Source organism: Pseudoalteromonas sp. SR41-1 (assembly GCF_014164015.1).
Classification (GTDB): domain Bacteria; phylum Pseudomonadota; class Gammaproteobacteria; order Enterobacterales; family Alteromonadaceae; genus Pseudoalteromonas; species Pseudoalteromonas distincta.
This window is the reverse complement of record NZ_JACJEK010000028.1, coordinates 26,535-41,306: the sequence shown is the minus strand read 5'-3', so window position 1 is coordinate 41,306 and position 14,772 is coordinate 26,535. Positions and strand designations below refer to the sequence as shown.

Genomic DNA, 14,772 nt, shown 5'->3' with positions numbered 1-14,772 from the left:
TTAAAATTGTCAGTCACCACAAATAAGAACTAGCTTATTAACTCATTTATTATATGTGGCATATTTAAACCGAAATAGGTATCAAGAATCATAATGAAAGCATCCACAATTACACTGTTAGCAGCGCTTATTTTCTCTGCTGCCTCTTCAGCAAATCAAGAAATCGACTCATTTAGCAAAGCTAAACGACTTCTAGAAAAGCAGGTTTATAACAATCACCGCATTACACTTTATTGTGGTGCGACATTTGACGCTAGTAAAAAAGTAACCGTGCCGGAGGGCTTTTCTACAACAAAGTACGTCAAACGAGCTAAAAAAATTGAATGGGAACACGTTGTTCCAGCAGAAAACTTTGGTCGTACTTTTCGCGAATGGCGAGATGGACATAAGCAATGTGTAAATAGTAAGGGGAAGTCATTTAAAGGTCGAAGATGTGCAGAGAAAGTAAATACAGAATACCGTTTTATGCAAGCTGATATGTTTAACCTTTATCCGGCTATTGGGGCTGTGAATGCGCTGAGAAGTAATCATAACTTTACCATGCTTCCAGCGGCTCAAAGCGATTTTGGACGTTGTGCGATGAAAATTAACGACAGCAAAGCTGAACCACCTGAAATGGCTAGAGGGCAAATTGCGCGTACTTATCTGTATATGGAGAACACCTATAAACGATACAGCATGAGTAAAGCACAAAGCCAGCTAATGAATGCATGGGATAAAATGTATCCTGTAGATGCATGGGAATGTACTCGAGCAGAAAAAATTTCAAAGCTACAAAAGAATCAAAATGATGTAGTTAAAAGCCGCTGTGAGAGTACAGGTCTCTAACTATGTTGTCTTGTAGTGGCTGTATGCTCAAAAAAAGCTTGCAAGCTTGTACATATGCCTATAAATATCTATATTAGAAACAACATTTAAAAGGAGTTTTTATGCGTCAAGAGATACATGAAGTAACTATTCAAGATATTGAAAACGATTTATTTCTCGTAACGGGCGACCGTGATTTAGCTAAAGCCCATGCGTTTTCTATACATTATCGTGGAGAGATAATAGACTCGGTTAAGTATAAGCGAGGTTTTATCATCAGCTGATGACTTAATCTACTCACGCCATGTACGTTGGGAGCATATGAAAAAGCATGCTCAAAAGCTAGCCGCAAATATGGCGAAGGCTGGGCGTGGAAATAAACCTAAGAATACAGCGGCTCATCATATAGTCTCTTGGAATGATATGCGCGCTGCCCGTTCAAGGCTGAGGTTAGCAGCGTTTGGTATCGATATTGACCATGAAGCTAATGGTGTCTACTTACCTCGCTTTCAAAAGCATGTTCCAATGGACATCCTCCCAGATGCTTATCCACATTCGAAAGTTCATACAGGCAAATATTATTTTAATATTGAATTCCTGCTTAATGAAACGATTGCTGAGGGTCTAGGTCGACAAGGTATTATCGAAACGTTGAAAGAGATAGGTGAAGAACTTGCGGACGGTACATTTCCAATTACTACATTATTGACTCAAGGTAATACTTAATGCCATACAAATTTAATAAAGTATACAGTGTCAGTGTCGAGCCTGATGATTTTCTCTTACTTAATGAAACGGGGTTCGAACAAACTATTCAATTGACCGAGGGCCAATTGCTAATGTTTGATGGTATGAGCATGAGAGACAATTGGAGAGCGTTGGGCGTTGATTGGTTGGTAGACCCTAGTATTGCACACCAAAACTTAAAAAAACCTGATATAGCCGGTTTGGGTGCCTCAACAATTGTAGTATCCCCTAAATATTCACCTTTATTTTTAAACGGTTTTAGCAAAAACGTTGAGCTACTTGAATGCAATTTAGAAGTTGAGAAGTGGTTTGCATTTAATGTTGTAGGCTTTGACAAAGCCCTTAGTGAAGAGCATTCCATCCGAAATATCAAAAATGGTAAACCGAGTAGAATTAGAAAATTCAAAAAGATGGTATTCGAAAAGAGTGCGATTGAAAACCCTGAATTATTTAGAGTACGAGAAGCTGGACTTCGATACTTTACTACAGATGCTACAAATAGCTTATATAGCATCGTTCAAGAGCATGGGATAAAAGGGTTGTACTTTCATGAAATAGAAACAATATAACGTCAGTGTCTAGCAAACTATGTGTAGTGGCATAGTTAATTTGCATACCTGCCTTTTAGTTTTCACTTAAAGGGCTTCATTTTTCTTTATCCTAAAAATCCATTTTCTACTCGATTTACTACACTTTTACTAAGTAAATATTAGCGTATAGTGTTCGCCACTACATAGAGAGGCAGGTTTAACGCTAGAAAAAAAAGATGAGTTAATCAATAGTAAGAAAGATTAGCCAAGGATCAAGAACAACAGGCGGTTGAGACCAGGGGAGCTAGACTCAGAAAAACGAGATTGGCAGATTGGCGAAATTAAATAATGAGCAGAAGAAATTTAGCATTAGTAATTTTGTTTTTCAAAATGATAACTGAGTAAAGTATTTCGACTTAATGCTTTCGAAACTTTTAATGCTTTGTATAGGGTGTTCTTACTGCCAATGAATATAACTTGAAATTTAGCTCTTGTTAAAGCGGTATATATTAAGTGTCGATCAAGATTTCTAGTTTCTTTAATGACGACTATAACTCTTTCAAACTGACTACCTTGAGATTTATGAACGGTCATGGCATACGAATGCTCAATATGTTGTAAGTCATCAAGAGATAAAATAACTTCATTTCCTTCAAAATCAGCTAAAACATCATCTTTAGTTTGTTTAATTAGTTTACCGATAGATCCATTTCTAATACCTTTGTCATAATCATTTCGAAGATACATGATCAACTCGCCGATGCGTAAAGTTCGGTTAAGAACATGAGGTCTAAATTGAGCAAATTCCTCATGCTCGAATGATATTTCCTCTCCAAGTAAATATTTGTCATGTATCAAGCCATTAACATTACAAACACCGCCAACAAGGTGCTTTGAAGGAGACAATATTAAGACATTATTGTTATCTCCATTCCCGCCAAGTTCTTGGTAGGTATTAACAATATTTCTCTCGATAGAGGCCTCATCACATTCAATAAAGCTAACGCCAGAACCTTTGCCAGCGTACATCTTGAATGGGATGTCTTTCACAACATTACCGAAGTTTCTGATGATATGTGAGATTTCGGGTATTCCCGATTCAGCTGATTGTCTTTTTATTTCACTTAGATGGGCTTTAGGTAGCGGTAGTTCAACAAGTAAATGTAGCCCTAAACCGACGCCTACCGGAGGTAATTGTTCTTGATCACCGGTCAGTATTACGCGTCCTCTTTTGGGGATTCGCTTCAATATTTTAAGTAGCGACAGAATGTCAACCATAGATGATTCGTCAACGATAATGACAGCATCGTCACGGATGTCTTTTGGACTCATATTATGCATAAAGCCAGCTATTGTCATCGCATCTCTACATGTTGCCTCTGTGATACGTTGTGCGGCTTTCCCCGCTAAAGCCATCAGAATTATCTGGCTGGTTTGCTTTAACTGTTCAAGCGCAAAACAAATAGCCTCGATAACCGTAGTCTTTCCACAGCCAGCTCCACCCGTGAGTAGGGTGATAGAGTTTTCACAGCAAGTTAATACCGCTTCTTTTTGTTGTTCAGTTAGCGAGAATCCAACATTATTTTCAAATGTATATAATATGCTAGAAACTTTTTGTGTCAGTGATTTACTGTAAATTTTTTCCTTAAGGTGATTAACAATACTGGCGACAGATGATTCAACAATACTCATGCTTTTCACTTGAACCATTGCGTTGTTGGTAATGAGGATATCACCGGATTGACTCGCCACACTAATTGCACGTTCAATTAAACCTGCGTCAACTCTCAGTAAACGGCGTAGCCTATATTTAAAGTCACTCAAGGGAAGACATGTATGTCCAGAAGAAAAGGCATTAAAAAGTGTTTCTTTAACATAAGCAATTAATCTTTCATTCGAGTTTTGGTGCATACCTAGCCTATCAATAGCATAAGCATCGATAGTCTCTAATTTACCCATAAATACACTCAAGAAATAAGGATTTTTTTTAATGTGCTTAAACGCATCTGCTCCCCATATTTTTATGACAGAGCTACCGACATGAGCGGGGACACCTAATTCATCTAGTAGGCTCAATGCGGATAGCTCTTCATAGCTTTTAAGTCCATCGATCAGTCTTTGTGCTAGCGTGACACCTATTATTTTCGTTAATCTTTTTATATCATTATTGAGTGCTATCTCAACGAGTTCATCTCCAAAAAAAGTTATGAGCTTTTCAGCATTTATTTCGCTTATTCCTTTAAATTCTGGAGCATTAGCGAGTAAATGCTTTAAGTTCTCACTAGAAGCTTTTACAAAATGAATAACTTCTGGTGTTATTATTTTTTCTTTAACTTTTGTACCGTCATTCCACGTAACTATTTGGCTAGAAATCTCACCTTTGACGTACCAAGTATGACTTTCTCTAAAGACACTAGGTCTTCTTGCTACCTTATAATCAGCTTTGATCACGTATCGCATAGTAGGCTTAGCCACCGTCTGAGCAGAAAAAATAATCCCGCCAAATGATCCTCGTTTGCGGATTTTTCTAATTTGTACTTCACCTTCAAAAACCGACATTACAGACGTCCCGTTTCGAGAAGATAGTTTTCAATATTTTCTAGTTTTCTTAATTTTTCCTCTGTTTCAAATAATTTCTTCTGAGTGCTATAAAGCTCTTCTTGAAGTGCAGCGTTTGATTCTTGCTGCTTTTTTAAAGAAGCTTTGTTGAGGCTGTTTGATATATTCGAGCTTTTGTCGCTGTGCTGTTTTGCTGTACTTCTGTTATTTTCATTCAAAATACCTTTTTTTAAAAGGCTATTTTTAATATCCTTATAAATATCAAATATTGCTGAGTTTTCAGTGATTCGTTTTCGATCAAACTCACAATCTCTAGCAATCATTTTTTTGTTTAAATCTAATTTATTCTTGAGGACATAATCCTCCCAATCACCAAGTCTATCTCTTTCACTGACAAAGGCAGTGAATCTATTTAGATTTTCAACGCCTCTAGCCTTACTCAATTAAGCCTCCTTATGCTTTTTCAATTGCTTGGGATAGATAAATTGCGGGTCGATGTTATGATCTTCTAGGACTTGGTAACATTCATTTAGCCTTAGTTGCATTCCCGCTATCTTTTGCCTAAGCTCCTTAACTTCTTGTTCTTTTTTATTGAGCTTTTCTTTATCGCCTGATATTGGTGCTGGACCACTACTAGGGTCTGTAGTCTTGTAGCCTTTAAGTAATTCTTTTACTTTTTTAAACCTTTTCATATACTTTTCATTTCGAGACAAAGTTTGTCGGCTTACACCTAAGTTATCAACGAAATATTGATGCCCGAATTCACCTTTGTATTCAGGGTTATTTTCGAAGAAATCTAAAGATATTAATGCATTAACTAACCAGTCTTTATTTGCCATTTACTGTCACTCCTGGGTTGAATATTTGTACAATGTTAATGTTTACAGCTTCATGTTCTTCAGATTTTTTATAAGCATTTAAAGCGCTTTCACAACCATTAATTGTATCTATACAGTATTGAATATGTTGATCTAACGGTTCTTTATTGTTTAGCTTTTCGTTCAAATTTTGATAATTAGGAAGCAGGGCACTTAGTTGATTTTCGTAATGAGCTTTAGTATTTATGATGGACTGTTTAGCCTCTATATCAGATGTATCAATACCAAAGTGTTGGCAGCCTTTACCTTGCTCACCTCTCAGGCACATCATGCCTTTTTCACATGGACTAACATCTAAGTCGCGATTACATGTTCCCCAAGGGGTGAAATGAACCACAGAAAGTGTATGGTTAAGCGCTGTCTCTATTTCATCAAGGGAAACATTATTTTCTCTCATGCGGAGAACCCTTCGTCCTAGCGCATCATCGGGAACATTATCCCCCATGTACTTTTGTCTAATTGCCTCTGCTCTTTCTTTTGCTGTGCGATGGTCATACTGTCGAGACTGACCCGCTTTTCGTCCCATGAAAAGATCGATCATCATTTCATTTTTACCTGAACGCATAAGGGCCGTCGTTAGCCAATGCCTAAATTGATGACTGCTAAAGGAAACACATTTGCCTTCACCATCAATTATGCCGTAACGCTTAAATACAGTTTTACTTCTTGAAGTATCTTCTGTTATCCAGTTTACCAATGCCTTAGCTGTCATTGGTTTAGGGATGAAGCCTAGAGAGTTTGAGCCACCATGAAAAAACTCATCTTTAACGATGAATAAATGTTCACTAAAAGGCACTTCTGCTGAAAAGCTAGATGAAGAATAAGTATCCGTTCCCTTCTTATTAATTAAATTTTCTTTGTATATTAACTGGCTATAACCAGAGTATATTTTAATCGCTAACTTAGCTATTACCTCTTTAGATAAAACTGTTTGAATGGCAGGGGCAAGACCGTGATTTCGACATTTGATTATACCTACTTCGGCATCAGCAAAAACTCCTGTTACATGTTTTGAGTGACGACATGAGTTACGGGCTAATCCTGAACTATGTACATCGCCAGCTAATCCTATTTCAGAACGAAGGAAGTAGATATCGGGATCGTACCCTTCGGCTATTAGTGCTTCTTTAACATGTTCTGGCCTATCGTCAAAATTGAGCACATCAATAAATGCTTGAGTACCAGTCTTTTCAACTTGCTTGGCAAAAGCTCTAAACTCACCCGTTATTTGTAAAATACGCTTATGAGATTCAATAAGAATTTCTTGCCAAAGCCTAGGGATAGGCCTAGCAGTGGGTAACTCACCTTTTTCTGTTAGAACATTTAGATACCAACGTTCGTTAATTTCATCATATTGTAGGCAGTCTTTGGTCAAGCGACAAAGCTCTCCTATCCTAAGACCAAAGGCAAATAGAAAAGGAATAGCAAGTAGCCTTAATTCGTCATAGCCTTTTTTAGGCTCTGGATAAAGGGCTGGTTTTTTCGCTTTAATCCTTCTGGTGTCTTCATCAAAACGTTGTTTTACAATACCAAGGTATTTATCTATTTCAGCATCGTATTTATCTATATTGCGAGCTTTGTATTCTTTAGAAGTGACGTTATTTTGAGCTATCGCAGGGTTTGGCATATTAACCTTTGGCGCAAATGATAGAACAAGCTTATTAGGCACTAAAAAAGATTTAGTAAACCGAACCATCTCTTTATAACGTTCAAATGGACCACGCTTTTTGAAGTGCTTTTCTAGTAATGGTATTACATCATCCAAAGTGGTTTGTTTTAAAGTTATTAATTTGTTCTCTTGGTAGGAAATACTCTCTAACAGCCATGAGTTAGCGATTATATCGGATGATATGGCAGAAGCTGTTTTATCTTTTTTGATTTGACATAGTACATAAAGCTTGATGATATTTGAAAAGAGTGGCGGTAGAGGTACTCTCTCTTTTGCTTTAGTATTTCGGCTAACTTTTTTATTATCTTGGTCAAAAGGTTTAGTGAAATATAAGTTTTTATTTTTATAAATCCATACTGTATCATCCCATTCACCTAGCACTTTTTTACTGTCTGTCAATGCTTGAAACTCATCTATAACATCAAGTTTTAGTTGCTTAATTTGGCTTCTAACATGGTTTAGCCTCTTTTGGTTTTTGGCTGAGGATAAGCTTGATACTAGGGTCACTATTTACCTTCCTTCATAGCTTTTTGAGCTGCTATTATTTCAATAGCAGCTTGTAAAGCTTCATCTAGTTGATGCTGCACTGGACCAGATGAATTTTGCTTAATAAAGTCTCTTTCTACTTTAATAACTTTAAGTTGGGCACCGTGATCTGCATCCTTAAAAGGACGAAATTTTGCACAACCATAACAGCTAACGGTAGGGTGGAATTCGCATCTACTTTTCTTTAAGCACTTTCCTAAACTGACAATATCGCTAACTCGAATAACGCTCCCAGAGATTGAGTCATCATCCTCATCAATTAAAAACCCCTTCCAGCGAAGAGTTGCATTTTTAAGGGCCGATGACGATTCAAAACTATCATCAATAAAATCTATAATATCTCTATTGTATTTAAAGTAATGACTAACGGAGGCGGTAGTTGAGTGATCTAGTGCAAGAGCAACTTCATCTGGTGTTTTGCCTTCCATCACCATTCTTACGCCAAGGGTGTATCTAAAGCGGTAACAGTTCAGTTTAAGTAAAAGAGAGGTGCCGTTTTCATCTGTTACGTGTTTAGAAAAAAGGTTAAGCTCTAAGTTGCTGAAATTAATAGAAATTTGAAAGGAGGTTTGGTGCCATGCATAATCTTGGGTTTTTATGTTCGCTAGATAGTCCCTATTTATTTTTTGTCTAAAAAATAAGGGTCTCGGTAGCTTTATGTGATTTAAATCTTCACAGGGATATTGCTTGTTATTGTTTATTAACGCACTTATATCTTCAGCTAAATCCCGACTGAGTTCTCGTAAAACAAAATTGTTAATGTTCCGCCTCAATTGTGCGACACGGCCTTTCACTCGTGGTATGTTGACATACCACGCAAGTTTATTTTCATCATAAAGTATGTCATCTTCACGAAGGAGTGCTAGTTGGATCGGTCTTAAACCATACCGCAGGGCGAGTTTCACCATGACTCTTTCTTTGATGCTTATGTTGTCTTGATGAATCGCTTGTGTAATTTCACTGACTTCCGTTCGGGTAAAGGGACCATGTTCGTGGTCAAGCAAGGAAACTCTCATTTTTGTGCCGCGTCCTTGTATTTTTACTCCATCGAGCTTAAAGATTATATTTTCATTAAAGCCCCAGAAGCCACTTTCAATAGCGTAGTTAGCGAACATTCGGATGGACATCCACGCACGTTGATTTTTTTTGATTAGATAAAATAATTTTTGAAAGCTGGACGCCCATTTCCTTAGCAAATGTTCGCTCGTCTTGAAGTGCCTTGTCGGACAGTGTAATAGCGGCTAATGCTTCTAGCCCTACGGATAAGTGGCTAATAGAGGAAGGGGTTCTATCAATGGCCATGTCTAGCCAACACATAACCGCAATATAATTTAAATACGAATAGGATGAGTAGTTGTCTGAAATCTTATAATTGTTAGTATCTTTACCTAAATTAATGAGTTTTAGTGCGCTTTTTAACTTTCCACTCTCGTCTCTAATGCTTAATTTTTGACCGAAAAAAGTTTCAATTGCTTTGGGTATTGGCTCAAAGTCACCATTTAATGTTGAAACAACATCGTACATATATTCATAGCAATCATATTCGTTACTGTTTATATAAACGGTATTTGCATGTGCCATTAGCTGTCCTTTTTGGCTAAATAATCATTTAATTTTCTTTGTATGTGAGCATTGGTGTATCGTTTAGGCATACTGCTGGTGGTTGACCAGCCACCCCACATCGTTAACGTATCTTGCATGTCACCATCTTTTTTCATCGGAGAATTACTGTTTTCGTATTCATCATCAATTGCAGCTCGTAATTTATTCCCTTTAAATACTCTAAATTTATGAGGGTGGAGTACGTTGGCAAGGTTTGGGACATGTTTGAACATTGAAGATATAAGGTGCCTTAGTCCTGATGTGGTAAATGCGCCGCCATCTTTCTCACTAATAAACAAATAGTCGGTTAAATTTTTTGAAGCTCTCCCCCTCAATTTAGGTCGATAATTTTCGGTATAGTCGAGGAGTAAATCACATAAGCCTGATGTAATAGGAAGTTCTCTGTTAGAGGTTTTATGAGCGGCACCGTCACGTCTTCCTCGGTGAGTGGTCTCGTTTAAATCAATACTTTGTATAACGACAGTAGCGTTTGTGGTTAATTTTAAATGACTATCAATATTTCGAATTAGTACTAATTCCGACGCTCGACAGCCTAGCTCAATTAACAAAAGAATCAAACAAGCATTCCTAACCTGTAATCCTTTTCTGTAGGGGTTCACTTCATTAATAAAACTGTCTGTAGATGGGCGTATTACGAGACGAATTACATCAATTTCGTCCTCTGTTAAGGTTTCAGTCGGCTTCGTGTGGTTTTCTATGTCTGAATTGCTGTAAGCTTTTTTCTTTAATCGGGCATCAAAGGCAAATAGTGACTTTTTAAATTCATTTGCCTTTTCAAAGTCAGATAGTCGCTCAATATATCGCGTGTAGTGAAAGTATAGAAAGCTATTTATCGAAGATAAACGACGATTGAAGGTTGATGGAGAGACTGAAACAGAGTCCTCTAATGGAAACTTAAAGTTTATTAGTAAAAAAGAGCACAGCTTATTAATTTCCCTATGCGTTAAAAACTTTAACTTTGCAGCATCTTCAAAAAAACTAGGGTGCACTTGGTCAATGAATTTATAAAATATAGCTAAATCGTTTAATTTCGCTGTGCAGGTATTTAGAGGGGCAGATAACCATAAGTCCCACCCCCAAACTGATGCACTAGGAACAGGTATACTGTGCTCATCAACTAATAAGGGGATTAATTGATTGTTATATTTAGGGTGACTTACTTTAGATACTTTATAATCCATTTAGATACAAACCAAACATGACGGTAATATTTAAAATAGATTAAAAATTTATGGGCGTCAAACGCCCATAATAAATGATTGTTTAATAAGCTTTTATTCTACTTATCCACAAAAATGTTACATTCAAATAAACATGGGGGTTAAATTTTACACGCGCCGCCTTCACAATCGTCATCTTCCACTTCTGGAGCATCTTCTTGTGAATCTGAGGCGCCGTCGCGAGTATTGTGGTAATACAAGGTTTTAACACCTAGTTTGTACGCGCTTAGTAAGTCTTTTAATAAGACTTGCATAGGTACTTTACCGCCTTCGAACTTGTTTGGATCATAATTTGTATTTGCAGAAATTGTTTGGTCAACAAATTTTTGCATTATGCCAACAAGTTGTAGATAACCATCGTTTGATGGAATGTCCCATAGTAGCTCGTACTGATCTTTTAAACGCTCATACTCAGGAACAACTTGTTTTAAAATACCGTCTTTACTTGCTTTAACGCTAATATGTCCACGTGGTGGCTCAATACCGTTAGTTGCGTTAGAGATTTGCGACGATGTTTCTGATGGCATTAATGCACTTAGTGTTGAGTTACGCATACCGTGCTCTTTAATACTTGCACGTAGTGTATCCCAATCAAGATGAAGTGGCTCATCACAAATTTTATCTAAATCACGTTTGTACGTATCTGTTGGCATAATACCTTGTGAATACGTTGTTTCGTTAAACTTAGGACATGCGCCACGCTCTTTAGCAAGCTCGTTTGATGCTTTCATTAAGTAATATTGAATAGCTTCAAAGGTTTTATGTGTTAATGCATTAGCGCTGCCATCAGAATAACGTTTACCGTTTTTAGCTAGGTAGTATGCGTAGTTAATTACGCCTATTCCTAGTGTACGACGACCCATAGTTGCATTTTTAGCAGCCGGTACAGGGTAGTCTTGGAAATCAAGTAAGTTATCAAGTGCGCGTACTGCAAGTTCAGCTAGCTCTTCAAGCTCATCAAGTGACTCTATTGCACCTAGGTTAAACGCAGAAAGTGTACAAAGGGCAATTTCGCCTTCTTCGTCATTCACGTTATTAAGTGGCTTAGTTGGCAATGCAATTTCTAAACATAAGTTAGATTGGCGAATTGGCGCAACTTTAGAAATAAATGGGCTGTGTGTATTACAGTGATCCACATTTTGTAAATAAATACGACCAGTACTTGCACGCTCTTGCGCAAACATAGAGAAAAGCTCAATGGCTTTAATGCGTTTTTTACGAATAGACTCGTCTTGTTCGTATTTAACGTAAAGTGCGTCAAACTCAGCTTGGTCTTCAAAAAATGCATCATAAAGGCCAGGCACATCTGATGGGCTAAATAATGTAATGTAATCATCTTTAATTAAACGAGAGTACATTAATTTATTAAACTGTACGCCGTAATCTAGGTGGCGAACGCGGTTGTCATCTACACCACGGTTATTTTTAAGTACAAGTAGGTTCTCTACTTCTAAATGCCAAAGCGGGTAGAATAATGTTGCTGCGCCGCCACGTACACCACCTTGTGAACAACTTTTAACCGCTGTTTGAAAGTGCTTATAAAAAGGGATACAACCTGTGTGATACGCTTCGCCGTTACGAATATGGCTACCTAGCGCACGAATTCGACCTGCATTAATACCAATTCCCGCACGTTGTGAAACGTATTTAACAATAGCTGACGACGTTGCATTGATTGAATCAAGGCTGTCGCCACATTCAATCAATACACACGAGCTAAACTGGCGAGTAGGCGTACGTACACCCGACATAATTGGCGTTGGTAGAGATATTTTAAATAAAGATACTGCATCGTAAAAACGTTTAATGTAATCAGTACGTGTTTCACGTGGGTAATCTGAAAATAAGCTTGCCGCAACTAAAATATATAAAAACTGTGCACTTTCGTATATTTCACCCGATACACGGTTTTGAACGAGGTACTTACCTTCAAGTTGCTTTACAGCAGCGTAGCTAAAGTTAAGATCGCGAGAATGATCAAGGTATGCATCAAGCTCATCTAACTCTTGCTCTGTGTAATCTACTAGTAAATGAGCATCGTAGCGTTTATCGCCAACCATTTTTGTTACGTGGTCAAATAAACGTGGTGGCTCAAATTGACCGTACGCTTTTTTACGTAAATGGAATACAGCTAAACGTGCAGCTAAGTATTGGTAATCAGGCGATTCTTTTGAAATCTGATCCGCTGCTGCTTTAATGATGGTTTCGTGAATGTCTTTAGTACGAATACCGTCGTAAAACTGAATGTGCGACTTTAATTCAACTTGCGAAACCGAAACGTTGTTTAAACCTTCGGCGGCCCACTCAATAACGCGATGGATCTTATCCAGATCAAGAGGCTCTTTACGCCCGTCACGTTTGCTTACAGATAACTGTTGGTTCATTTGTCTGTATTCCTTGGGAATTATGTATTTTGACCAATGCTTTATACCTCGCCGGGGCAAGGTATATACTCATTTATTATAAGTTTCGCCATATTTGCGAATTTAATTGAATAACATTTGGCCACAATATCTGGTGTTGTTCAATTTAGAGATCACAAGATAGTGTGGTCTGAGTTGTTTTGCAAGGGACATAATTGCCCCTATTTGTGGATAACTTCGGGATAACGTATTTGTGTTAGTAGATACTCACCTTCGAACAATCATTTAAGTTGAAATATGCAAAAATCAACTAATGATCTGCTAAATTTACGCATTTTAAAAATAAATTTTGACTGCTTTTTTTATCAGCAAGCTTTGCGTAAAAACTAACACAATCACAATATATAGTGTTTATTAATTAACATGGCACTATATATGGTTAAAACCATCAATTGGGCTTTGCCAGTTAAAATCAGCATTCCAGCTGTTGGCTTCATCAATACTTGGTATGTAACCCCAAAGTGCCGTTGCTGTGCGCATACCTGCGGCTTTGCCTGCTTGTATGTCTCGCTGTGCATCACCAATGTATAAACAACGGCTTGGTTCTACTTGCATAAGCTTTGCACAATGTAGCAGTGGTAAAGGTGATGGCTTAGCTTCAGCTAAGGTGTCGCCACTTATTACTACACTAGCATTTTTCAATGCGGGAATTGCTGCCACTAAAGGGTCAGTTAAAAACCCTGGTTTGTTAGTCATGATCCCCCATTTGATCTTTTTCTGATCAAGGGCAATAAGCAACGATTCAACACCACTGAAGCAATGCGTGTGATTTGCTATGTTTGCAGCGTATTCGTCAACTAATTGCTTAATAAGCTCGCTTTGAGGTTGTGTGTCCCATAACTCTTTAAAACCAGCCTCTAATAATGCGCCTGCGCCGTTAGATGCCGCAGGACGGTATATGTCACTACTAACAGGCTCTATTTTATTATTAATGAGAACTGCATTTAAAGCCGCACCTAAATCATCAGCGGTGTCGAGTAGAGTGCCGTCTAAATCAAATAAAAATGCATCGTACTCAATAAGGGGGAGGGGGGCCTGAGAGGTAGCCATTAAGCTAACTTCTCAAAGTACAGTATGTAATTTACGCTAACGTCACTATTGAGCGTATATTGCTTTGATAGTGGATTATAAGAAAGGCCTGTACTTGCACGAACTTTTAAACCCGCTTGCTCTGCCCAAGCAATGAGCTGCGCAGGTTTTATAAACTTTTTATGGTCGTGTGTACCTTCAGGCACCATTTTTAAAAGCTTTTCAGCGCCAACAATAGCGTATAAATATGCTTTAGGTGTTTTGTTTAGGGTTGAAAAAAACACGTCTGCGCCTGGTTTGGCAAGTGCAGCTACGGCATGAATGATAGATGCTGGGTCGGGAACGTGCTCAAGCATTTCCATACAGGTTATTACATCAAAGCGCTCTGGGTGTTGCGATGCAAACTCTTCTGCTGGCACTTTTATGTAATCTACATTTACGCCAGTTTCTAAACTGTGCAACTTAGCAACAGTTAAAGGCTCTTGCCCCATGTCGATACCAGTTACTTTTGCGCCCATGCGCGCCATGCTTTGGCTTAAAATACCGCCACCACAGCCAACATCGAGTGTTTCTTTATCGAATAAGCCTTGCGTTTTGTTTGCTATAAAGTCTAAACGTAATGGGTTAATTTCGTGAAGAGGTTTGAATTCTCCGTCTAGGTCCCACCAACGCTCGGCGATGGCTTCAAATTTTGCTATTTCTGCGTGATCTACATTTTGATGTTCGGTCATAAAATACTTC

General features: G+C 37.9%; 14 protein-coding genes. 4 read left to right on the top strand and 10 right to left on the bottom strand.

Translation table 11 applies throughout. The features are described 5' to 3' along the window. Window positions 1–93: 93 nt before the first annotated feature. The 4 genes from H5118_RS19045 to H5118_RS19035 all read left to right on the top strand — a co-directional run bounded on the left by H5118_RS19045 (window position 94) and on the right by H5118_RS19035 (window position 2,123). The gene (locus H5118_RS19045) at window positions 94–828 is read left to right on the top strand and encodes an endonuclease (RefSeq protein WP_182749725.1); all 735 of its coding nucleotides are present in this window, start codon (window positions 94–96) and stop codon (window positions 826–828) included. A gap of 101 nt (window positions 829–929) precedes the next feature. Then, a complete protein-coding gene (locus tag H5118_RS20695) occupies window positions 930–1,091 on the top strand; it encodes a hypothetical protein (RefSeq protein ID WP_259398006.1) in 162 nt (53 codons plus the stop codon). Window positions 1,092–1,128: 37 nt separating this feature from the next. Next, window positions 1,129–1,533 (top strand): AHH domain-containing protein, encoded by a 405-nt coding sequence (locus H5118_RS19040; protein WP_259398005.1) that lies wholly within the window; start codon window positions 1,129–1,131, stop codon window positions 1,531–1,533. Further along, window positions 1,533–2,123, top strand: a complete 591-nt coding sequence (locus H5118_RS19035) for a hypothetical protein (RefSeq protein ID WP_182749724.1) — start codon at window positions 1,533–1,535, stop codon at window positions 2,121–2,123. Before H5118_RS19040 ends, H5118_RS19035 begins: the two co-directional genes overlap by 1 nt. Window positions 2,124–2,453: 330 nt before the next feature. On the opposite strand, the gene H5118_RS19030 is transcribed toward H5118_RS19035, so the two are convergent. From H5118_RS19030 to ubiG, 10 genes are all read right to left on the bottom strand, one after another. Beyond that, a complete protein-coding gene (locus H5118_RS19030; RefSeq protein WP_182749722.1) occupies window positions 2,454–4,643 on the bottom strand; it encodes an AAA family ATPase in 2,190 nt (729 codons plus the stop codon). Further along, on the bottom strand, window positions 4,643–5,086 hold the full coding sequence (locus H5118_RS19025; protein WP_182749720.1) for a hypothetical protein: 444 nt from the start codon (window positions 5,084–5,086) through the stop codon (window positions 4,643–4,645). The genes H5118_RS19030 and H5118_RS19025 overlap by 1 nt, the downstream gene beginning before the upstream one ends. Next, the gene (locus tag H5118_RS19020) at window positions 5,087–5,482 is read right to left on the bottom strand and encodes a hypothetical protein (protein WP_182749718.1); all 396 of its coding nucleotides are present in this window, start codon (window positions 5,480–5,482) and stop codon (window positions 5,087–5,089) included. Beyond that, window positions 5,472–7,697 (bottom strand): hypothetical protein, encoded by a 2,226-nt coding sequence (locus H5118_RS19015; protein ID WP_182749716.1) that lies wholly within the window; start codon window positions 7,695–7,697, stop codon window positions 5,472–5,474. Before H5118_RS19015 ends, H5118_RS19020 begins: the two co-directional genes overlap by 11 nt. Then, the gene (locus H5118_RS19010) at window positions 7,697–8,851 is read right to left on the bottom strand and encodes a site-specific integrase (RefSeq protein WP_182749714.1); all 1,155 of its coding nucleotides are present in this window, start codon (window positions 8,849–8,851) and stop codon (window positions 7,697–7,699) included. The genes H5118_RS19015 and H5118_RS19010 overlap by 1 nt, the downstream gene beginning before the upstream one ends. After that, window positions 8,841–9,317 carry a hypothetical protein gene (locus H5118_RS19005; protein ID WP_182749712.1) on the bottom strand — a complete coding sequence of 159 codons (477 nt, stop codon included), beginning with the start codon at window positions 9,315–9,317 and terminating at the stop codon, window positions 8,841–8,843. Before H5118_RS19005 ends, H5118_RS19010 begins: the two co-directional genes overlap by 11 nt. After that, window positions 9,317–10,540 (bottom strand): site-specific integrase, encoded by a 1,224-nt coding sequence (locus tag H5118_RS19000; RefSeq protein WP_182749710.1) that lies wholly within the window; start codon window positions 10,538–10,540, stop codon window positions 9,317–9,319. The genes H5118_RS19005 and H5118_RS19000 overlap by 1 nt, the downstream gene beginning before the upstream one ends. Window positions 10,541–10,680: 140 nt before the next feature. Beyond that, window positions 10,681–12,963 (bottom strand): class 1a ribonucleoside-diphosphate reductase subunit alpha, encoded by a 2,283-nt coding sequence (nrdA, locus tag H5118_RS18995; protein WP_002961160.1) that lies wholly within the window; start codon window positions 12,961–12,963, stop codon window positions 10,681–10,683. A 408-nt stretch (window positions 12,964–13,371) separates the two neighbouring features. Beyond that, entirely contained in the window at window positions 13,372–14,052 is a 681-nt protein-coding gene (locus tag H5118_RS18990; protein ID WP_182749708.1) for an HAD family hydrolase, read from the bottom strand. Next, window positions 14,052–14,762: a bifunctional 2-polyprenyl-6-hydroxyphenol methylase/3-demethylubiquinol 3-O-methyltransferase UbiG gene (ubiG, locus tag H5118_RS18985; protein WP_002961162.1), complete on the bottom strand. Its 711-nt coding sequence runs from the start codon at window positions 14,760–14,762 to the stop codon at window positions 14,052–14,054. Before ubiG ends, H5118_RS18990 begins: the two co-directional genes overlap by 1 nt. Window positions 14,763–14,772 lie beyond the last annotated feature (10 nt).

Excerpts from the sequence above, each read along its gene's own strand:
- H5118_RS19045 (WP_182749725.1), top strand. The coding sequence starts at position 94 with ATGAAAGCATCCACAATTACACTGTTAGCAGCGCTTATTTTCTCTGCT.
- H5118_RS20695 (WP_259398006.1), top strand. The coding sequence starts at position 930 with ATGCGTCAAGAGATACATGAAGTAACTATTCAAGATATTGAAAACGAT.
- H5118_RS19040 (WP_259398005.1), top strand. The coding sequence starts at position 1,129 with ATGAAAAAGCATGCTCAAAAGCTAGCCGCAAATATGGCGAAGGCTGGG.
- H5118_RS19035 (WP_182749724.1), top strand. The coding sequence starts at position 1,533 with ATGCCATACAAATTTAATAAAGTATACAGTGTCAGTGTCGAGCCTGAT.
- H5118_RS19030 (WP_182749722.1), bottom strand. The coding sequence starts at position 4,643 with ATGTCGGTTTTTGAAGGTGAAGTACAAATTAGAAAAATCCGCAAACGA.
- H5118_RS19020 (WP_182749718.1), bottom strand. The coding sequence starts at position 5,482 with ATGGCAAATAAAGACTGGTTAGTTAATGCATTAATATCTTTAGATTTC.
- H5118_RS19010 (WP_182749714.1), bottom strand. The coding sequence starts at position 8,851 with ATGTTCGCTAACTACGCTATTGAAAGTGGCTTCTGGGGCTTTAATGAA.
- H5118_RS19005 (WP_182749712.1), bottom strand. The coding sequence starts at position 9,317 with ATGGCACATGCAAATACCGTTTATATAAACAGTAACGAATATGATTGC.
- H5118_RS19000 (WP_182749710.1), bottom strand. The coding sequence starts at position 10,540 with ATGGATTATAAAGTATCTAAAGTAAGTCACCCTAAATATAACAATCAA.
- nrdA (WP_002961160.1), bottom strand. The coding sequence starts at position 12,963 with ATGAACCAACAGTTATCTGTAAGCAAACGTGACGGGCGTAAAGAGCCT.
- H5118_RS18990 (WP_182749708.1), bottom strand. The coding sequence starts at position 14,052 with ATGGCTACCTCTCAGGCCCCCCTCCCCCTTATTGAGTACGATGCATTT.
- ubiG (WP_002961162.1), bottom strand. The coding sequence starts at position 14,762 with ATGACCGAACATCAAAATGTAGATCACGCAGAAATAGCAAAATTTGAA.